General features: G+C 51.7%; 19 protein-coding genes. 11 read left to right on the top strand and 8 right to left on the bottom strand.

The window, feature by feature from the left end; genetic code table 11:
* The first annotated feature begins 54 nt into the window (after positions 1–54).
* The gene (locus tag ACMXD4_RS08225) at positions 55–771 is read left to right on the top strand and encodes a YebC/PmpR family DNA-binding transcriptional regulator (protein ID WP_205450703.1); all 717 of its coding nucleotides are present in this window, start codon (positions 55–57) and stop codon (positions 769–771) included.
* Between the two features lie 204 nt (positions 772–975).
* Complete coding sequence (locus ACMXD4_RS08230; RefSeq protein WP_415880441.1) at positions 976–1,131, top strand: hypothetical protein; 156 nt, start codon at positions 976–978, stop codon at positions 1,129–1,131.
* Between the two features lie 151 nt (positions 1,132–1,282).
* Here ACMXD4_RS08230 and ACMXD4_RS08235 read toward each other — a convergent pair whose 3' ends face one another.
* Positions 1,283–3,064: a GspE/PulE family protein gene (locus tag ACMXD4_RS08235; RefSeq protein ID WP_415880442.1), complete on the bottom strand. Its 1,782-nt coding sequence runs from the start codon at positions 3,062–3,064 to the stop codon at positions 1,283–1,285.
* Between the two features lie 233 nt (positions 3,065–3,297).
* On the opposite strand from ACMXD4_RS08235, the gene ACMXD4_RS08240 reads away from it, so the two are divergent.
* Positions 3,298–4,263 carry a VacJ family lipoprotein gene (locus ACMXD4_RS08240; RefSeq protein WP_415880443.1) on the top strand — a complete coding sequence of 322 codons (966 nt, stop codon included), beginning with the start codon at positions 3,298–3,300 and terminating at the stop codon, positions 4,261–4,263.
* Between the two features lie 149 nt (positions 4,264–4,412).
* Here the strand turns inward: ACMXD4_RS08240 and ACMXD4_RS08245 are convergent, their stop codons facing one another.
* Positions 4,413–4,703, bottom strand: coding sequence for a hypothetical protein (locus ACMXD4_RS08245; RefSeq protein ID WP_415880444.1), 291 nt, complete (start codon positions 4,701–4,703; stop codon positions 4,413–4,415).
* Between the two features lie 317 nt (positions 4,704–5,020).
* Here ACMXD4_RS08245 and ACMXD4_RS08250 point away from each other — a divergent pair, with 317 nt between their 5' ends.
* Entirely contained in the window at positions 5,021–5,410 is a 390-nt protein-coding gene (locus ACMXD4_RS08250) for a hypothetical protein (RefSeq protein WP_415880445.1), read from the top strand.
* A gap of 62 nt (positions 5,411–5,472) precedes the next feature.
* Positions 5,473–6,270 carry a flagellin gene (locus ACMXD4_RS08255; RefSeq protein ID WP_415880446.1) on the top strand — a complete coding sequence of 266 codons (798 nt, stop codon included), beginning with the start codon at positions 5,473–5,475 and terminating at the stop codon, positions 6,268–6,270.
* Positions 6,271–6,398: 128 nt separating this feature from the next.
* Here the strand turns inward: ACMXD4_RS08255 and ACMXD4_RS08260 are convergent, their stop codons facing one another.
* Positions 6,399–9,110, bottom strand: a complete 2,712-nt coding sequence (locus ACMXD4_RS08260) for a cation-translocating P-type ATPase (protein ID WP_415880447.1) — start codon at positions 9,108–9,110, stop codon at positions 6,399–6,401.
* A gap of 147 nt (positions 9,111–9,257) precedes the next feature.
* On the opposite strand from ACMXD4_RS08260, the gene ACMXD4_RS08265 reads away from it, so the two are divergent.
* Both ACMXD4_RS08265 and corA read left to right on the top strand, forming a co-directional pair.
* The gene (locus ACMXD4_RS08265; protein ID WP_415880448.1) at positions 9,258–10,463 is read left to right on the top strand and encodes a hypothetical protein; all 1,206 of its coding nucleotides are present in this window, start codon (positions 9,258–9,260) and stop codon (positions 10,461–10,463) included.
* A 36-nt stretch (positions 10,464–10,499) separates the two neighbouring features.
* Positions 10,500–11,465 carry a magnesium/cobalt transporter CorA gene (corA, locus tag ACMXD4_RS08270; protein WP_415880823.1) on the top strand — a complete coding sequence of 322 codons (966 nt, stop codon included), beginning with the start codon at positions 10,500–10,502 and terminating at the stop codon, positions 11,463–11,465.
* Between the two features lie 58 nt (positions 11,466–11,523).
* On the opposite strand, the gene ACMXD4_RS08275 is transcribed toward corA, so the two are convergent.
* On the bottom strand, positions 11,524–12,069 hold the full coding sequence (locus ACMXD4_RS08275; RefSeq protein ID WP_415880449.1) for a peroxiredoxin: 546 nt from the start codon (positions 12,067–12,069) through the stop codon (positions 11,524–11,526).
* Positions 12,070–12,382: 313 nt separating this feature from the next.
* Here ACMXD4_RS08275 and ACMXD4_RS08280 point away from each other — a divergent pair, with 313 nt between their 5' ends.
* The 4 genes from ACMXD4_RS08280 (at position 12,383) to ACMXD4_RS08295 (ending at position 18,167) form a co-directional block, all read left to right on the top strand.
* Entirely contained in the window at positions 12,383–15,646 is a 3,264-nt protein-coding gene (locus ACMXD4_RS08280; protein WP_415880450.1) for an EAL domain-containing protein, read from the top strand.
* 119 nt (positions 15,647–15,765) lie between these two features.
* Complete coding sequence (hflK, locus tag ACMXD4_RS08285; protein ID WP_415880451.1) at positions 15,766–16,743, top strand: FtsH protease activity modulator HflK; 978 nt, start codon at positions 15,766–15,768, stop codon at positions 16,741–16,743.
* Positions 16,740–17,705 (top strand): protease modulator HflC, encoded by a 966-nt coding sequence (hflC, locus tag ACMXD4_RS08290; protein WP_319963169.1) that lies wholly within the window; start codon positions 16,740–16,742, stop codon positions 17,703–17,705. The genes hflK and hflC overlap by 4 nt, the downstream gene beginning before the upstream one ends.
* Before the next feature lie 105 nt (positions 17,706–17,810).
* The gene (locus ACMXD4_RS08295; RefSeq protein WP_033155310.1) at positions 17,811–18,167 is read left to right on the top strand and encodes a hypothetical protein; all 357 of its coding nucleotides are present in this window, start codon (positions 17,811–17,813) and stop codon (positions 18,165–18,167) included.
* 19 nt (positions 18,168–18,186) lie between these two features.
* Here the strand turns inward: ACMXD4_RS08295 and ACMXD4_RS08300 are convergent, their stop codons facing one another.
* Genes ACMXD4_RS08300 through ACMXD4_RS08315 form a run of 4 tightly spaced genes read right to left on the bottom strand, consistent with a single transcriptional unit; the run spans position 18,187 to position 20,427 of the window.
* The gene (locus tag ACMXD4_RS08300) at positions 18,187–18,360 is read right to left on the bottom strand and encodes a rubredoxin (RefSeq protein ID WP_415880452.1); all 174 of its coding nucleotides are present in this window, start codon (positions 18,358–18,360) and stop codon (positions 18,187–18,189) included.
* A 17-nt stretch (positions 18,361–18,377) separates the two neighbouring features.
* Complete coding sequence (locus ACMXD4_RS08305; protein WP_415880453.1) at positions 18,378–18,881, bottom strand: YqiA/YcfP family alpha/beta fold hydrolase; 504 nt, start codon at positions 18,879–18,881, stop codon at positions 18,378–18,380.
* 25 nt (positions 18,882–18,906) lie between these two features.
* The gene (locus ACMXD4_RS08310; RefSeq protein ID WP_415880454.1) at positions 18,907–19,122 is read right to left on the bottom strand and encodes a DUF2905 domain-containing protein; all 216 of its coding nucleotides are present in this window, start codon (positions 19,120–19,122) and stop codon (positions 18,907–18,909) included.
* Positions 19,123–19,137: 15 nt separating this feature from the next.
* Positions 19,138–20,427, bottom strand: a complete 1,290-nt coding sequence (locus ACMXD4_RS08315; protein WP_415880455.1) for a hypothetical protein — start codon at positions 20,425–20,427, stop codon at positions 19,138–19,140.
* Between the last annotated feature and the right edge of the window lie 90 nt (positions 20,428–20,517).

Below are 20,517 nucleotides of genomic sequence, written 5' to 3' on the forward strand. Positions count from 1 at the left end.
CTTATCTGTAGAATCGCGGTTTTTTTGCCAAGCGATCCGGGGAGCAAAAGTCGAATGGGTAGAGCGTATCAAAACCGTAAAGTGTCCATGGCCAAGACGGCTGACGCCAAGGCCAAGGTTTACAGCAAATATGGTCGGGAAATCTATATGGCCGCCAAATCCGGCGGTATCGATCCATCCGGCAACTTGACTTTGCGGGGGTTGATCGATAGAGCCAAAAAAGACCAAGTGCCTACTCACGTCATCGAAAAAGCTATTGATAAAGCCAAGGGCGGCGGCGGGGAAGATTTTGCGCCTGCCCGCTATGAAGGCTTTGGACCTGGTGGCTGCATGGTGATCGTCGATTGCTTGACCGATAATCCCAATCGCACGTTTGGTGATGTGCGGCTGTGTTTTACCAAAACTAAATGTAAGATCGGTACGCAAGGCGCTGTCAGCCATATGTTCGATCATTCGGCAATCCTGGCGTTTAAACACAACGACGAAGATGCCGTGTTGGAAGCCCTGCTCAGTGCGGATGTGGATGTGTCCGACATCGAAAACGAGGACGGCAAGTTGACCGTGTTTACCCCCCATGCCGACTATGCGAAAGCCAAGCAGGCCTTGACGGATTTGTTGGGCGAGATCGATTTTGAAGTGGATGAAATTCAGTTTATACCAAGAAGTGTGTCCCCTATCAGCGGCGACGATGTGGTGATGTTCGAAAAGTTTTTGGATATGTTGAACGACCTGGATGACGTGCAAAACGTTTTCCATGATGCCGAGTATTAAAGGCAAAACCGTTCAGTAATTTGAGATATTGCATTCAGGAACCTCAGCGTTCCTGATTCACTAAAGTGCATTGCCATTGCTTGTTTTAGCAGGATAACCTGGCTATTGTTTCTTTTCGTAAAACAAACAATATGTATTAGAGGGTATTGTTGATAAATTATATCTATCTTATAGTGTAAGCGTGTTTATTACGGAGTAACAAAAATGAATGACTTACAAAAAGATGTTTTGAACGGTTTGGCTTTTATCACCGGCGTGATCGGTTTTATGTCAGGCGAATTTATTCTTTCATCGGCACTATTTGCTTCAACGACTGTTGCGAGCAACATCAACGCAAATCGGAAAAAGCGCCAGGATTAAGCTGGCTTACTATAGGGCGGTTATATTGGCCTATATCGTTTTAGCAGGGAAATAAGGCATCGGCTTAGGCCGGGTTTTTCCGGAGTCTGCTGTCTCTTCTCGGCTTTATCCTAATCTAGGCGATCAATAAATTTGCATTTGGTCGACAGATTTAAAAATCTATCCGCTCCGGCGCCACCCGCAACACTTCCTCAATGGTGGTAATGCCGGCGGCAACTTTTTCCGCGCCACTTAGTCGCAACGGGCGCATACCTTCTCTGATCGCTTGGCGTTGCAGCAACAGTGTGTCGCAGCCTTCCACGATCAATTTTTGCAGGGTCGGCTGGTTTTCGAAAATTTCGTAGATGCCGATACGGCCGGCAAAGCCGGTATTGCGGCAGGTCTTGCAACCAACAGCTTTATAAATGTGTTTAGGGGTAGCGACTTTAAACGGCGCCACCAATGCCTGCCACTGTGCTTGGTCTACGGTTGTCGCGGTTTTGCATTGCCCACATAGCACCCTTATCAAGCGTTGCGCCATTACCCCCAAAATGGTTTGCTGAATCAGATAGCCTGGCAAGCCAAGATTTAACAAACGTGTCACCGCAGCCGGTGCACTATTGGTATGGAGGGTGGAAATCACTAAATGTCCGGTCAGCGAAGCTTGCACGGCCATTTCCGCCGTCTCCAAATCGCGTATCTCCCCGACCATAATAATGTCGGGATCTTGCCGAAGTAGGGTGCGAATCCCACTGGCGAAATCCAAGCCGATATTGGCTTGAGTCTGCATTTGATTGAAAGCCGGCTCTATTTGCTCGATGGGGTCTTCCACGGTGCATAGATTGATTTCCGAGGTGGCCAAACGCTTCAGCGTGGAATATAAGGTAGTGGTTTTGCCGGACCCAGTCGGGCCTGTCACCAGAATAATGCCGTGGGTCTGGCTGGTCATCCGGTTCCAAATCCCCAGCTCCTGTTTATTAAAGCCCAACTGCTCGTAATCGCGCAGCAGCACTTCCGGGTCGAAAATTCGCATCACCAGCTTCTCGCCAAACGCAGTCGGCATGGTGGAAAGTCTTAGTTCTATCTCTTTGCCGTTGCTATTTTGGGTCTTGATCCGGCCGTCTTGCGGCAGGCGTTTCTCGGCGATATTCATCCGGCCTAGAATCTTCAAGCGGCTTAAGACCGCATTCATAATCGGCATCGGTAGTTGATAAACCTTGTGCAGAATGCCGTCGATCCTGAATCGCACATTGCCTTGCTGACGGCGCGGTTCGATGTGAATATCGCTGGCGCGCTGGTCGAAGGCATATTGCAGCAACCAGTTGACCAAATTCACCACATGCTGATTGTTCACGTCCAAATCGGCGCTTTTACTCAGCTCGACCAACTGTTCGAAGTTCTGGCCTTCCGCAGTGCGGCCATCATTGTGGGTTTGCGCGCCTTTCAGCGATTTGGAAAAGTTATAAAACTCGTCCAGATAGCGTTTGATCTCGTCCGGATTGGCAAACACGCAGCGAATCTTGCCGTGGTGCATCTTCGCCAGGTCGAGTTGCCAGGCACGGATGAAGGGTTCGGCGGTGGCTACCACAATTTCATCGGCGTCGATCTTGATCGGCAAAATATTATAATTGCCGGCGTAAGCCTTGCTGAACAAGGCAGTGACCGTAGGTACGTCGATTTTTAGCGGGTCGAAATAGTAGTAAGGCATAGCCAGCTTTTTCGCCAGCCATTGGGTTAAGTCTTCTTGCGTCAACGGTGTGCCGAGCTGGCTTTGGTCGGCGAGTTCGCACTCGGCTAAGACCTTTAACGGGTGCTTGTTGAGATTGATTTTGGCGGCTGCGTACTGCCGGCATTTTTCGACATCCTTGGCGGATAACATGCCGTCTTCTTCCAGCCACTTTACGATCTGGTTGATGTCCAGCTTTCTGTCTTCGGATTTGTGTTCTTCCCGCATACGCCTGGTTTGCTATGATATAAAGGTTTAGTCTAGCCAAATATGCAGGACGCTGTGTAGATTTAAAGCTTGGCGGTGGAATTTTCAGGCAGAGCATGGAACACTGCAAAAAGGCAATGTGAGACGACGACAAAAGCTATAATAGCGAATCGATTCTTTAATGTGGAGTGGTTTAAGTCTTAACCCTACAATTAAAGCTTCCAGAAACAAACTACTTTCAGGATTTTTAAGCGATGTTTACCCAATTGCATCCAGGCAAGAACCGGGCACTTTTGATAGAAGTGTGTTTATTGACCAGTGCACTGCTGCTGCCCGGATGCGCGAGTACGGAAAAGCGTGATGAGCTTTCCGTTAATGAAGCGGGCCATGCTGATCCGTACGAGGGATTTAACCGGTCCATGTACGGTTTTAATATGACACTGGACAAATATTTTTTTAAGCCGGTTTCCGATGGTTATAAATTTATTACACCTGATTTCATGGAAACTGGCGTCAATAATTTCTTCACCAACTTGAAGGGTATTAACGTGGTGCTCAACGATGTCCTTCAGGGTAAATTCCAACAGAGCGCTTCGGACGCCGGACGCTTTTTAACCAATACCACCATTGGCGTGGGTGGATTAATAGACGTCGCCAGCGAGGTCGGTTTAAAAAACAATGTTGAAGATTTTGGGCAAACTTTGGCTGTGTGGGGAGTCGGGCAAGGTGCCTATTTGGTGCTGCCGGTTTTTGGGCCCACCACTATCCGCGATGGCGGCGCGGGCATCCTCGATAGAGCGGCCAACCCAGGTACCTACGTGCCGGGTACCGGTATTCTTGAGGGGATTAATGATCGGGCAAATGCCGAAGGGGCGTTGAACTTTATCAATGAGGCTGCTTTAGACCCCTATGTGTTCACCCGGGAATCCTTCCTGCAATACCGGCGTAATTTGGTGAATGACGGTAAAAACGACAGTGCGAACTATGATCTGGATATTGATCCCACGGCTGACGTTGCGGCTGAACCTAAGCCCAAAAGCTCGGAAGTTCTCAAGCCATCGCTAGACACCACCAACAAGACTGAACAGAGTGGGTCACCGTCCACTCAGCCTGCCGTCGGCGCTACTGCCGATACCAATGCCTTCGACAACATGCTGCAATCGTTTGAAGAAGCTTCAAACAAGCTCGATAAACTGAGTAAGCACAGACGTAGAAGGTGAGTAAAGACCTGGATAAAGCCCGTTATGCGGCTTTATCCAGGCAAGCTCTTTTGACTGTTTGGTAACGTATTGGAGAAGGCCTTTTTTCCACGATGTACTAAGCAACGCCTCGGGGCAATCCAGAGGTTTGGTGTTTGAGCGAATTTGATCTAATCGGATGGTGCGGAATGATCGGATACAGATTGCTTGGCGGTTTGCCGCTTTTTCCTGACAGCATAAAAGTAGGTCATGCCGGAAATGGTGCCGCATACCGTGGCTAATTTATCCAGAATAGGCGCGACGGTTACTATCAAAGGTTCATCGACCAGCCCCAACCAGACGCCAAAAGCGCTTAGGCCGGTCGGCGTGGCTATTGTCGCCGCGACAGCTGATAGCCCGGCAATGATGCCTGTCGCCATGGCGATATGTTCTACCTTAGTGGCAATAACTTCGTGGTTCATGTGGATTGCGGGCGTAGTTGGTGGACTAATCGCAACCGGGTTTCCCGGCGGCTCAGCAGAAAAAATCGCCTGCATTTTAGTCAGTTTCGAGCTGCTTGTCAGCGGGAGTGGGTAGCGAATGCTGGCGAAGATTGTCGGCAATCGTTGGCGTTATCGGGCTGAGGTTTCTTTGCTGCGCTGAGTGCCGGCAATATCCGAAATTGGTGTTTGACATTCCTCTGAACCTGGAGTAATACGGTGTCCTGTTGGAGTGAGACTGCATGTTCATTCCGAAACCTGCCGCCAGCCTGCGGTGTATTCAGGGAGTTTAGAACGCGATGTCTTCCCTAACTGTTTCCAGTGTTAATCAATCCGGCTTTCAACAGTTGAGCGCGCTGACGGCCAAAAGAAATGCCGACCAAGCCGAGCAAATGGCGCAAGCCTTGAGAAAACAGGCGGATGCCGTTCAAGCTCAAGCCGACCAATATGCAGCCAAAGCCCAGGCACTCGATTCCCAAGCCAGTAAGGCCAAGGTGAACTCTGACGCCGCGCACTTAAGACTGAATCTGTCCAACGCTTTTCAAGATGCAGGCGCGCAGTTAACTAAGACTATTCAGAACGCCGAGGTAAGACCGTCTACCTATTCGCAAACCTTGGCGGGTATAACCACAACTTCTGCGGCTGATGACAATAAAGCAGTGGGGAGTTCAATAGACATCGTTGCTTAGCCTGATTACCGTTCAGTTAGATAAGCAAGAGGTCGTCAAAAAACAGTAAGCGAGGTGACATCATGTTGTCGTCAATCAATACTAACAACCTGGATAAATCCCAAAGTCTGATCCAAACCAGCATCCAGCGCCTTAGCTCCGCGAAGCGGATCAATTCGGCCGCCGACAACCCTGCCGGGTTGGCAATTGCCGATGCCATAAGCAGTCGCTTGGGAGGGCAAAACCAAGCAATCGGCAATATCGGCAAGGGTTTGTCGCTTACGGATACAGCCAGTAGCGCATTAACTCAGGTAACCGACAACCTACAACGCATTCGTGAACTGACGGTGCAAGCCGGAAACGGCGCTTTGTCGGCCGCTGATCGGCAAAGTATTCAGAACAAGATCAATGGCTTGGGTAAAAGTATTGATGGTATCGCCGGTAACACCCAGTTCAACGATCAAAAACTGTTGGACGGCAGTTTTTCCGGTCAATTGCAAATCGGCCCCAATCCCGGAGATACCCTTGGCTTAAGCCTCAGTAATGTATCCAGCACCGCCCTGGGTGTGTCGGGATTGGATGTATCGAGCGCTGCAAATGCGTCCAATGCGCTGGATAGCATAGACAGTGCGATTAAAAATGTCGGGAATCAGCAGAGTAACTTGGCAAGTACTGCTGCAGGCTTGAATTCAAATCTGGCGAATCTGAGCAGCAGCTATCAGAATCTGGCCGAAACCCGCAGCCGTATTCAAGACACTGACTATGCGCAAACGGCTGTTGACTTGAACAAGGGAAAGTTGCAAAATCAGGTGGCTAGCTACGCGCTCAAGCTATATCAAGACAATCAAAAAGCCGCATCGGCGTTGTTAACCGGAATCTGAACGCCGTGTGACCTGCATCTACACGTCAGGTTTTGATTGTCCGCAATCGCCTATCGCTTTTCCGCTGTTTTATCGGCGCGCTGCCGCTGCTTAGGCGGAAGGATGGGTAGCCTAGTGGGCGTGATTGCTTAGTGGCGACTCAGTAAGCGCTTACGCAGTTTCAGCGGTTTTACCAGGACAGGAAAAAGCGCGAAGCGCCGCACCAACCATTTTCTGAATTCTTCCAGCAGCAGCATGCCGAGCGCAAACGGCAAGGTAAACAGCCAAACTTTGATGTCTATCGGCGCGGTGCCGAACAGCGCGTTGCCCCAGGGCGTGTAGACAATCGTCAGAATCAACGCAATTTCTAGAGCGATGCCGGACAGGATCAGCTTATTATCCGTAAATGATGTGGCCAACAGGCCGCGTTGCCGCTGTTTGCAGATAAACACATTCGCGATCTGCATCATGATGATTGCGGTCAGGCAGGCGGTAGTGGCTTGCAGGTAGAGCGGGTGATGGCTGGACAATATCTCGCCATAATCCCAGCCGCCGCGATGCAACACAAAAAAGAATGCAGCCATTGCCGCGAGTGCTTCCAGCAGACCTAGGAAGCCGTAAGCCCTGGCCAGCAAGCGCCAGTCGATCAGCGTTTCCTTGTAAGAGCGCGGCGGTTTGTTCATGGCGGATGCATCCGGTTTTTCCACGCCCAAGCCCAAAGCCGGCAGCATGTCGGTGCCCAAGTCAACCGCCAAAATCTGGATGATGGTCAATGGCAGCGGAATTTTGCACAACACAAAGGCTAGATAAGGGATCAGTTCCGGGATGTTGGAGCTGAGGATATAGGTCAGGAATTTGCGGATATTGTCGAACACCGCGCGGCCTTCCTCAATGGCGGCAACGATGCTGGCAAAGTTGTCGTCCAGCAAAATCATATCGGCCGCTTCCTTGGCGACATCGGTACCGGCCTTGCCCATCGCAATGCCGATGTCGGCTTTCTTCAAGGCCGGTGCGTCGTTGACGCCGTCACCTGTCACCGCGACCACATGTTTCTTGCGCTGCAAGGCATCCACGATCAGCATTTTCTGGTCGGCGCCGACCCTGGCGAAAATAATCTCCGGCGCATCCAAGGCCACCTGCAACTGGCTGGACGTGAGTTTTTTCAGTTTATCGCCGGTAATCACCTTGGGATTTTCGGTTTTGACCAAATCGATTTGCCGGGCAATCGCCACGGCGGTATGCGGATGGTCGCCGGTAATCATGATGACTTTAATGCCGGCGATATGGCATTGCGCGATGGCATCCGCGACTTCCGGCCGCGGCGGATCTTCCAAGCCCACCAGGCCGCTGAAGATCAAAGCTTGTTCCGGCTCGGCTTCGAATGGGTCCGATAGGGGCCGATAGGCAAACGCCAGCACGCGCAATCCTTGGTCTGCCAGGGTTTTTAGAGCGTTTACCAGCTGTTGACGACCAGCGTCACCGAGAGGTTCTACGTTACCGTGCATCACAATGTGCCGGCACAGCGGCAGCACCATTTCCAGCGCACCTTTGCAAAACAACATTTTGCCTTGTGGTGTATTGTGAATAGTCGACAGGCGTTTGCGGTCGGTATCGAAGGGCACTTCGCCGATTTTCGGGTAATCGATGCGCATGCCTTGTTCATGTGTCATGGACACCAACGCCACTTCCATCGGGTCGCCCAGCAAACCTTTGCCTTCCACGTGTTTCAGGCTATGGCACAAAGCTGCGTTGGCTAAAAAGGCGGTGTGATGTTGCAGGCTATCGCTGCCCAATTGCTCGGGTTGCCAATATTGATTGTCCAGAAACAGCTGCTTAACCGCCATGCGGTTTTGAGTCAGCGTACCGGTTTTGTCGGTGCAGATCACCGTGGTCGAACCCAAGGTTTCCACCGAGGGCAGGTTACGGATCAAGGCATTACGCTTGGCCATGCGCTGGGTAGCCATCGCCAGCGACAGCGTCACGGTGGGCAGCAGACCTTCCGGGACATTGGCGACGATGATGCCGATTGCGAACATGAAATTTTCCCAAAACGTAAGGCCGATGATTTGCCCGATAAAGAAAAACACCACACCCAACAGCAGGGCCAGCAAAGCCACAAAACGGCTGAGGCGGCGGATTTGCAATTGCAGCGGCGATTGGCCTTTGATCGTGGTTTTTAGGGTGTGAGCAATCTTGCCGAACTCGGTATGCATGCCGGTGGCAAACACCAGTGCCTTGCCTTCGCCGGCTACCACCGAGGTACCGGCGAGCAGAATGTTGCGGCTTTGGCTGATGTCCTCGACATCCGACACTTGCGCATCGCGGCCCTTGGGGAGTGACTCGCCGGTGATGGTGGCGTTGTTTACCCGCAAATTAAATGCTTCCAGCAGCCGGCAATCGGCCGGCACGTTATCGCCTTCCTGCAATACCAGCAGGTCGCCCGGCACCAACTCGTCGGCGAACACCAAGCTTAGCTCGCCGTCGCGGATCACTTTGACTTGATGCGGTAACAGCTTTTGTAAGGCGGCGATTGCCTGCTCGGCTTGATGCCGTTGCCAGAATGAGAAACAGCCGTTGATCGCGATGACGCCCAGCACCGCATAGCCCAAAGTGGCCATGCCCTCGCCGGGTTGCCGGGATTCCGCGAAAAACGCCAAGCCGGCTGCCAACCATAAAATTAAGGCAAAAAAGTGCAGAAACTCTTGGGCAAACAGTAGCAACGCCGAGGTCTTTTTCGATTCCTCGATACGGTTGAAGCCAAATTCATGTAAACGGCCTTCAATGGCGGCATCGGCCAAGCCGTCCATGCTGGAGCCTAAACTGTCCAGAGCTTCTTCGGGGCTTAGATGGTGAATTTTCATGCTCGTAATCCGATCAGCAGAATTAGGTTCGGCAGTTTAAAACGACTCGGAGTATTTCCGGTATGCGTCGCGGTGTGTCCATCAGCTTACTTGCGTTTTGGATGGCGTAGCAGGCACACTCTCTCATTTTTGGTTTGGACAGAAAAGATGAGCTTGAATTGCTGCTATTCTCTCGCGCCTTTCGCCGTCAGATACACGACTGTGTTGGCTTTATGTGCTTTGCAAGGCTGCTTTTCGCCGCTGGCGCTGGACAGGGCAGTTGTCGAATACGACAAGGTTGCCACCGATATTTTGTCGAAACAGTTGTTGCTGAACATCGGCCGGGCCCATCAGCACCAACCCATGCATTTCACGGGTGTTTCGAACATCGCCGCTACGTTTAATTTTCAATTCAATGCCGGCGCCACGCCGGCTTTTACCGGTGAAGTCGGTTCGGTGATGACACCGGTATTTGGCGGGACGATGTCGGAAAATCCGACGATCAGTATCGTACCCATCGAAGGCGAAGAGTTTACCCGGCGCTTGTTGACACCGTTTCAGGAAAGCAAGCTGACCATGTTGTTGCGGCAAGGCGTGGACGTGGATTTGGTGCTGCGTCTGCTTGCTGGCGAGCTGCGGCTAAACGGCGGCGAGCAGGCTGGCGTGTACTTGAACAAACCCATGGATGGTGACGGTTATAGGCTGTTCCGCCAAGCTGTGCTGCATTTGTCGTCCATTCAGGATAGCCATAAGTTGTTTGTGGAACCGTTGATATTCAATCGCAGCTGGAGTCTGCCTGCCGAATCGCTAAACGCCGAGCAATTGGCTGCTTTGCAAAAAGACTATAAAGTTGAGTTTAGCGCAGACCAAAAGCAACTGACCTTAACTAAGCGGGTGACCGGACGAATCCTATTGACCAATTACGATCCCGTAACATTGAGCAACGAAGAGCGTTTGCGTTTGCATGAAGAAGCCGATCAAGGCGCCGAGAACGATGTCAGCGTCGATATTCGAGCAGGCTATCCTGGTGGCGAGTGGCCGCTGCACGGTGTATTTCGCTTGCGCAGCTTTCACAACGTGTTGAATTTTATCGGACAAGCGATAAATGATGATCCGGAGTACCCCGTTGACAAGCATCCTCGCACGCCTTCGGTGAGCGAGAACCCGGTGCACACCATGGCTTTATTGGTCGATGAAGACGAGCCATCAGCAACCGAGATTAGCGTGCGCTTCGGCGATTATTATTATGCCTTAGAGCCGGAAACCGGCTATCAATGGAATCGGGAAGGTTTTAGATTGTTATGCCAGATTTTTCAAATGACCATGACCGATTTGGCGCGCAAAGGTGCGCCGGAAATCACCATTTCCAAATAAACAGGAGACATTTTGAGCGAAACTATCGATAAAAACATGGTGATGCGCTGCGTGGCCTATCAAAAAGGCCTGGGCATCGGTGACGTTACCATCGAAGACATCAGCGAAGTGTTGCTGAAAGACGATACCTTTATCTGGTTGGGTCTACGCGAGGCGAATGCCGAGATATTGAGAAAAATTCAGCAGGAGTTTGGTTTGCACGATCTGGCGATTGAAGACGCTTGTGCCGCGCACCAGCGGCCGAAGATCGAGGAATACGGCGATTCCTTGTTTATCGTGTTGCACACGGCGGAATTGATCGAGAAAAAAGTGGAATTCGGCGAGACGCACATTTTTATGGGGCCGCGCTTTGTAGTCACCGTGCGCCATGGCGCGTCGCAGAGTTTGAGCAAGGTGCGTGAGCGTTGTCAGGCCATGCCGCACCAACTCAGCAAGGGGCCGGGTTTTGCCTTGTATTCGATTATGGATTTCATCGTCGATAATTACATGGTGGCAATTGCCGGCTTGCAGGACCGCTTCGATGTGCTGGAATCCGCGATATTTCAATACCGGCCCAGCCGGCAAACCATGGAAGACTTATACGAGCTAAAGCGCGAATTATTGCTTTTGGAAGGGGCGATTAATCCGGTCATCGACATTTGCAACGAGTTGATGCGCTTTCATGTTGGCCTGATACATAAGGATGTCAGAGTATATTTCCGCGACATAGCCGATCACATCAAGCGCGTTGATCAGGCTATCCACGGTATGCGCGAGATGTTGCTGGCGGCGATGCAGGTGCATCTGACTTTCGAGACCGTGCGGCAAAACGAGGTGGTCAAACGCTTGGCCGGTTGGGGGGCGATTTTAGCGATACCGACTATGGTATTTAGTTGGTACGGCATGAACTTCCGGCATATGCCGGAACTGGATTGGGCCTATAGCTATCCCTTGGTAGTGGGCAGCGTGGCGGTGTGCAGCTTGGCCTTGTATTGGCGTTTGAAGCTGGCAGGATGGTTGTGAACTACAAACCCGCTAAGAGTTTCCCGGTTGGGTGATTATTTATACGCTTGGCTTTGTATCAGTTCCCGCTCGCCTGCAATTGCTTCAGCGTTTCCGCGACCCGTTTGGCATCCAGGGCCGGGTCTACATCGTCATCGATACGGCGTATGGTTAAGTCGGGATCGACGATAAAGGTCCAGCGTTTGGCCATGTTCAATATGGGCATTTTTACGCCGTAGGCTTCGCTGACTTTGGCGTCCGCGTCAGACAATAAGGTGAAGGTCAGTTTGTGTTGCTGATGAAATGCCAACAGGTCCTGGACGTCATCTGTACTGATCCCGTATACCTCGGCATTTTGTTTGCGGATCAGTTCGATGGCGTCGCGGAAAGCGCAAGCTTGCGCAGTGCATCCGGGCGTACCGGCTTTGGGATAAAAATATAAGACCGTCCAACCTTTCCCGCGCCGAGCGGCTAAACTTACTGGGTCGCCAGCGTGCGCTTGCAGTTGAAATATCGGTGCCGATTGGCCAACTTGCAGCGGAGTCGCGTTTGCTGTCATCGCAAACGTTGGTAAGGCGAACAGCATGAAGACCAAGAGCCTGAATGTAAGAGTGGATTTTTGCATGCATGATCTCCCCTAAGGGGCTTACGATGGTGAAGTACCGAATGTTTTTGTGTTTAATTATAATCGCCAGTATGCCGCAAAAAGCCGCTTACACAATGGTGAATAGGTAATCGCAGTGATTCGTTTGGATAGGCCCGACATCCATTTTCAACAGATAAGCCCCATGGTTCGGGCGTCCGCACCGAAAGCCGGAAAACTTTAGTGTTACGGTTCACCTTATATTTCACTTATATTACTCGTGGTTTTGGCCGGTTGTTTTTAAGTTTTTGGCAGGCTAGTGTCTATTTTGGAGTTGAATAACGGAATAAGCAAAATGACGCGACCGTATTACTTTTCCCGGTTTTCTCGAATTTTGTGGCTGAATCTGGCCATGTTTGTGATTTTCGTGATTGCATTCGCGGTTTACGTGCGCGCCGAGAAGCAAATTGATCGCGCCAACGAAATCCGCTTTGCGTCACACTTGCTGGCCGATGAATTTAGGCAATCGTCCAACGATCTCTCGCATGTGGCGCGCAGTTATGTCGCGACCGGCGATCCGGTTTATAAACACTATTTTCAAGAGATTATCGACATTCGCGACGGCAAACTGCCGAGGCCCGAAAATTATCACGACATGTATTGGGACTTGGTGATCGCGAATGCTCATCCGGCGCCGCAATCAAGCACTCAGCCGGTGGCCTTGCTGGAGTTGATGCGGCAAGCCGGGTTTTCCGAGCAGGAACTGGCGAAAATGGTCGAAGCCACGGCAGATTCCGCGGCACTTATCCAAATAGAGCGCACGGCGATGGACATGGTTGATTCGAATCAGGGAATGCCCGACGGCAAATGGCATCAAGCCAATCTCATGCTGCACGATGCCACTTACCATCGAGCAAAAGCGAAAGTCATGCAATCGATCATCGACGCCTTCGAATTGATAGACCTGCGCACGCAACAGAGTGTGGTTGCCAGAGCGCGTATTGCCTTTTGGTTGCGGGTGGTGTTTGTGGTGTTCGGGGTAATGTTGCTATTGACGCTTTGGCGGGCGTATCGGACTTTACATGCAATATTGGGAGCCTCGGTCGATGAATTGCACGATCAGATCGTGCGTTTAGGTAGCGGCGATTTTTCCGCCGATATTCCGGTAAGCAAGGGCATGCGCAACAGCGTGTTGGGCTGGCTGGCGGAAACGCGGGCCAGTTTGGCAAGCGTTGAAGCCGCGCGCCGCACTGCCGAGGCAAGAAATCTGCGATTGACGCAATTGTATGCCGCGCTAAGTCAATGTAACCAAGCCATCGTTCGCTGTACCAGCGAAGCCGAATTATTCCCGCAAATCTGCCGCGACGCCGTGATATTTGGCGGCATGAAAATGGCCTGGATCGGCATGCTTGACCAAAACAGCCAAACTATCAAACCGGTTGCCTGTTATGGCATCGGCATTGAGTATCTGGATGGCATTGAAATATCAATAGACGAGAACCTGCCGACCGGGTGCGGACCAACCGGTACCGCAGTCAGGGAGGACAAGCCATATTGGTGTCAGGATTTTCAACACGACCCCGCCACCATAGCCTGGCATGCGCGTGGGGCAAAATTCGATTGGCAGGCTTCCGCGGCCTTACCCTTGCATCGAAACGGCAAGCCGGCTGGGGCGTTTATGCTGTACGGCGATCAAATCAATGTGTTTGACGATGCCGCGCGCAATCTGCTTTTGGAAATGGCCATGGACATCGATCATGCCATCGGTGGCTTCGAGCGTGAGGCCGAGCGCCAGCAAGCACAGCAGATGGAAAGTTTGCGGGTGTTTATGCTGGAACGGCTCAACGGTAACCTGCAGTTGACGGATATTTTGCATGATGCGGTTACCGAACTGGAAATTATGTTGGCTGGTAGCGTTTGTTCGATTTTGCTCGTGGATGATGAGCAATGTTTACGGCTAGGCGCGGCACCTAGTCTTCCGGATTTCTACAATCACGCGATCGATGGGCTAAAAATTGGTGCCGGAGCGGGGTCGTGCGGCAACACCGCGTACACCGGGCAAAGAACGATTGCGGAAAATCTGGCCGAGCATCCCTTTTGGCAGCCTTTTTTGCCGCTGGCAGAACGGGCCGGTTTGGCGGCATGCTGGTCGGAGCCGGTACTCTCCGCCGGTAAAAAAGTGCTGGGTACCTTTGCGATTTATCATCGTCACCCTGCCGTTCCCAGCAAACATGAATTGCGCTTGCTGGAAATGGTGGCGCATTTCGTCGCCTTAGCTATCGAACGTAAGCAGGCGGAGGAGCACATTTATTACTTGGCCAATTACGATTCGCTCACCGGCTTGCCGAATCGCAGTCAATTGGACGATCATTTGAAATATGCATTGAGTTTGGCCAAACGGAGTAACGGCCACTTAGCTCTGATGTTTCTTGATCTCGATCATTTCAAAAATATTAACGATACCTTGGGGCATAGCGTCGGCGATGCGCTATTGGTGGAGTTAGCCAATCGGCTTTGTGCCGTGTTACGCGAAGAAGATACCGTGACCCGTTTGGGCGGCGACGAATTTATTTTCTTGTTGCCGGGCACCGATGCCGGCGGGGCGGCGAATGTCGCACAGAAGCTTCTTGATGCGATAGCAGAACCTTACCGGATTGAGGAATTCGATTTGACGATGAGCGCATCGATTGGCATAGCCTTGTATCCGGACGATGGCGAGGACTTGGAAAGTTTGTCTAAAAGCGCCGATGTGGCCATGTACCGAGTCAAAACCGATGGCCGGCACGGTTACCGTTTTTTTACACCGGAAATGCAAGCCCGCGCCCAGCGCAATCTAAAACTGGTTAATGCCCTATCCCATGCCTTGGACCGTCAACAACTGCATGTTTATTATCAACCGCAGGCGGACATTCATAGCGGGCGAGTTATCGGTGCAGAAGCTTTGTTGCGCTGGCGGCATCCCGAGTTTGGCATGGTTTCGCCGGCCGAATTCATCCCGGTGGCGGAAGATAGCGGACTGATTTTGCCTATCGGCGAGTGGGTATTGCAAACGGCGGTGCGGCAAGCGAAAACCTGCCTTGATCAGGGGGTGGGGCCTTTGATCATGGCGGTCAATCTCTCGGCTGCTCAATTTAGCCATCCGGCCTTGCCGGAGATGGTGTCGCGTATTTTGGAAGAGGAGGGCTTGCCGCCCGAATATTTAGAATTGGAATTGACCGAAGGCGTGTCGATGCAGAATCCAGAAGCGGCTATAGCGGTGATGAATAAATTGCATGAGCGCGGAGTACGCATGTCTATCGATGACTTTGGCACCGGTTATTCGTCGTTGAGTTATCTGAAGAAATTTAAAGTATACAAATTAAAGATCGACCAATCTTTTGTGCGCGACATCAGTACCGATTCGGAAGATAAAGCCATTGTCAATGCGGTGATTAGTTTGGCCGCCAGCCTGGGTTTGCGGACCATAGCCGAAGGTGTGGAAACGGTTGAACAACGGGAGTTTTTGCGCGAACAGGGCTGTCAGGAAATTCAAGGCTATTTATTCGCTAAGCCGATGCCCAGTGACCAATTTGATCTGTTTTTGCGGCAAAGTGTTATCGAGTCCACCATAGCGATTTGAATAGCATACAAATTGACGAAAGGGTGGAGCGGGTCCATGCTTGTTTACTAAATTCGGCGGTGCTGGTGACTGGCAATGCCTTGCATCTTGATTTTTCGCCGACTTAACGGAGTCAGCCCTTGAACGACGACAATCCCCTTTTTAAAAATCTGCCCGATTCGCTGCCGATTTCGCCCATGGCGGTTCTGATTCTCATCACGGTGCTGGTCGGCGCGAGCATGTCGTTTTATACCATTCCCGCCGAGTCAGAGGGGATTGTGTTGCGCTTTGGCGAATACATCGAAAAAGTTCCGTCCGGTTTGCATGCCAAACTGCCATTTGGCGTGGATAGCGTCATCACCGTTCCGACTCAGCGTCAGCAGAAGCTGGAGTTTGGCTTTGCCACGGCAGGCTTCACCAACCCGGATCAAATCAGTGACGAGCCCGCGTTGGAAAAATCTATGGTAACCGGCGATCTGAACTCGGCGCTGGTCGAGTGGATCGTGCAATATCGGATCACCGATCCGGAAAAATATCTATTTGTGGTCCGCGACCCCGGTGTGACTTTGCGGGATATTTCCGAAGCCGTGATGCGCGAAGTGGTTGGTGATCGCACTGTCGATGAAATCATCACCATCGGCCGGCAAGAAATAGAGGAAACCGTATTGGCACGTGCGCGCCTTTTAGCCGAGCGCTATCAATTGGGGGTGTCAATTAACCAGGTACAGCTCAAAAATGTGAATCCACCCGAGCCGGTACAGCCCTCGTTCAATGAAGTGAATCGTGCTCAGCAAGATAGAGAGAATGTCATCAATTTGGCTAATGGCGAATATAACAAAGCCGTGCCGCGTGCACGTGGTGAAGCGGACCAGAAAGTTCGCGCGGCGGAAGGTTATCGTTTTAAACGAATTAACGAAGCGGAAGGGGATGTCACCGCTTTCAATCAGGTATTGGAACAATATCTAAAAGCGCCGGACGTGACCCGTGCGCGGATTTATCTGGAAACCATGGGCGAGGTGTTACCGCAAGCCAGCCAGCAAATTATTGTCGATGACTCGGTGCAGCAAATATTGCCGATGTTGCCGTTTCCCGGTCAGACAGCGGGAGTAGTGAAATGAATTTATCGATAAGAAACTGGCTGTTAATTGTAGTTTCGGGTTTTTTGCTGTGGCAATCAGTGTTTACTGTCGATCAAACCGAGCAAGTCATCATCACCCAGTTTGGTAAACCGGTCGGCGAGCCGATCACCGATCCTGGCTTGCATTTCAAAATCCCGTTTACCCAGCAAATTAACAGCTTTGATAAGCGTTATCTGGCCTGGGATGGGCCGATGGTGGAGATGTCTACCAAGGATAAAACCTATGTACAGGTCGATACCTTCGCCCGCTGGCGCATTACCCAGCCCATGCAATATTACTTGCGCTTGCGCGACGAGCGCAGCGCGCAATCGCGTTTGGAAGATATTTTAGGTAGCGAGACCCGCACGGCGATTGCCCGCCATGAATTGATCGAAGTGGTGCGTTCGGATAAGGATCGCAAACCCTTGCAAGACGAAAGTTTGGGGCCGTTGACCGGCGAAGGCACCATAGGGGTGCTGCGGCCGATTCGGGTGGGCCGGGCAGCAATCGAAAAAGATGTGTTCGATGCCGCAGCGCCGAAATTGGCGGAATTTGGTATCGAACTGCTGGATGTGCGCTTTAAACGCATCAATTACAACCATCAAGTGTTGGAGCGCATCCACCAACGGATGATCAGCGAACGCTTGCAAATTGCCCAGCGTTTCCGTTCGGAAGGCGAGGGCGAGGCAGCCAGAATTAACGGTAATCGGGACCGGGATCTCAATGAAATCGAATCTACCGCTTACAAACGTGTGCAAGAAATTCAAGGCGAAGCGGATGCCAAGGCCACCGAAATTTACGCCAAAGCCTATGGGCAAAAGTCCGAGTCCGCCGAGTTTTACAAGTTCTTGAAGAGCATGGAAACCTATCGCAAAGTGATAGACGGCGACGCCACTATAGTGCTGTCTACCAACAGTGATTTATTTGGCCTGTTGAAGCGGGTGGAGCAAAAGAATCGTTGATAGCCGCCAAAACGGCGCTGCTGTTTGTATCGCCAATAAGCAAAAATTAAGCTAGGGACGGCAAACTTTATCGCAAGCAAATAATTGTTTAACAGGAGGTTTGCGATGTTAAAAACAACAACAGTCATCGTTTTGGGTTTATTGGTGTCGTCGGCTGCGTTGGCCGACCATGAGCATTGGGGGCATCATCATGGCCACCATCATCACGGGCATTATCGGCCGATGTACCGGGAAGAAGTGGTTTATTATCAACCCGCCCCGGTCGTTGAATATGTGCCGGCTCCCCGGTATTACGCGCCACCACCGCCACCGGCTTATTACGGCTACGACCAGCGTTCGCCGCAAGGCTTGTTGGGTGGGATGGTTGGTAGTGCGATGGGCTATCAGCTCGGAAATGGCGACCCGATAGCCGCTGGCATTGGTGCCGCCGCCGGGGCTTTGCTCGGTAACGGTATGTACTGAGATTGCCCGATCGGAGCGGTCAATATTCCAGTAACTTGAAAAAACTTTTCGGCGCGCCGCAAATCGGGCAATCCCAGTCGTCGGGGATGTCCTCCCAGCGGGTGCCGGGCGCAATGCTGCTATCCGGATCGCCCTTGGCTTCGTCGTAAATGTGTTCGCATTCCTGGCAATGGTATTTTTTGTAATCGCTCATTGGATTTTCCCTGGGTGTTAAGCGGCACAATCGCCGAGAAATCGCGAGAAAGCAGTCGCCATTATCGGCAATATGCTTAATAAGCGGTGGTCGGCGTCCAATATATGCAGACGCGCGTGATGCTCTCGGCAGAAGCGCCAGGCGTTCTCCGGTGGTACCACATCATCTTGCCAGCCGTGAAAGACCTCAATGTTGGCGGTGCTAGGCTTAAACTCGGTACGCTCATAGCCTGGCAAATAAAATGCCGGCGCAATCAAAAACAAACCCTTCGGCTTAATGATTTCCGCCGCGACGGTCGAAACATAAGCGCCCATGCTGGAGCCCACCAGCACTATCGTTTCATATCCCGATACATCCAGCGCTAATAGCTGTTGCACGCGCCAGTCCGGATCGTTGCTGGCTTGATAATCCGGGCTGATAAATTCAAATCCTTGGCCTTTGGCGACCTCCGCCAGTGCCAAAGGTTTTTCGCCCCAGGGAATACTGTCCTTGCCGTGGTTGTATATCACCAGTTTGCTCATAGTCTTTTTCTCGCTGTCGGAAAGATTATTTTCGGAAAAACAAGTTGGCCAGCAATGTGATCAGCACGCTGACCACAATCATCGATGTAATCGGTATAAACACGAAGCTGTTTTTATTCTGAATCCGAATATCCCCTGGCAGTTTGCCGAACCAATTCACCAACCATGGGGCATAATTAAGAATCAAGCCGAGCACCAGGATGGCCGAGCCGATAATAATTAACGCTCTGCCGGGTGCCATCTCTTTTCCTGTGCGTTACGGAATGACTACCACTTGCGCGAAACCGCCGCCCGGCGTGCGAAAGTTGGTGGTTTGGCCTTGGTAGAGGCGGGCGCAGAGCAATTGGGTTTGGCCTTGATAGACATAGTGGCGCAAATCCAGTTTTAACTCGCCGGCATCCAGATGCCGTTCGCTGGGTTTTACCAGCGTCTGCGCGACATAATCGTGTTGCAAAATATCCTCGAAAACGCGCCGGGTCAATTTATCGCCGCGATACGCCGCTTTACTGCCATAGCCTCTGGCGGGTTTGAAAAACAGCTGCTTACGTTCGGCCCAGAACTGATCGGCATTCTGCGCATCAACCAGCATCGTGTGGGCGATACCTTCTCGCAATAGTGTTCGGGTGCGCTCATCGACGCCGATTGTACGCAGAAACTCGTCGTTGCTTAGCCAAACCAGATTCCTTTTGTCGGCATACAGCGCATGATTTCTGGGGTGCGGCGTCAGCACGGCCGCACCGGCCAAATAGGCTTCCCGTAAAGTCCGGCATTCCAGCGATTCCAAGCCAAAGTCGGTCAAGCGGTTATAAACCAGATCGATTTGCAGATCACCGTGCCAAAGTGCGCCGTCGGCATAGCGCAAGGCCTTGGGGTCGCAGACTACGGTTTTGATTTTATGTTGTTCGAATAACTGTTTAAACAACAGAAACTCCGGCCACAAGTATTGATTTTGTGGGTCTTCATCGACAATGGCAATGCTGCGCAGCGGCGCCAAGCCACGCTCCGCGCGCCACTCCCGGTAAAACATGTCGATAAATAAGGTTTCGGCTGGCTGAGTATCCTGCCCCGGCAATTTAAGTGTGCCAGGCTGCTGGTTGCCGGCGATTTCGCAACAGCTGTTTTGCGCGCGAATCAATAATGCATTAATCATCGCGCCGCCGGCATTGGAATTGATTTCGATCAGTTTTGGGCCGTCAGCGCTCAAATGAAAGTCGTAGCCTAGAAATACGCCATGAGCTTTAGTTAAAAATCGTGCCGCGTCCGGTGCGTATGTAAGTACCTGTTGTTGATACGCCGGCAGTGCAATCACCCGTTCCAGTGCAGCGATGATTGCCAATTGTTGATCCAGGCAAGCTTGATCGATAAACACCGCAGACTCGGCAAACAAATTCGGCCGTTCGTCCGCAATCATCCGATACAAATCGCCGTTTCCGTCCAGCCTGTTTAGTTCGCGACGCAACGCTGTGCGATTTAGCGACGAGCAGCGGCAATCGCTATTCAGCTGTCTGGCGTTAGGGGTTTGCTCAGGTTCTGGATGGGGATGCATGAAAACGATAGGCGTGGATGGGTGCTGAAACAGAATTTACGCCGCTATTCTAGCGCGATACGCCTGTCCGTTAATCGGTAAATTCTTATA

It is taken from the genome of Methylomonas sp. TEB, from assembly GCF_047777895.1.
Lineage (GTDB): Bacteria > Pseudomonadota > Gammaproteobacteria > Methylococcales > Methylomonadaceae > Methylomonas.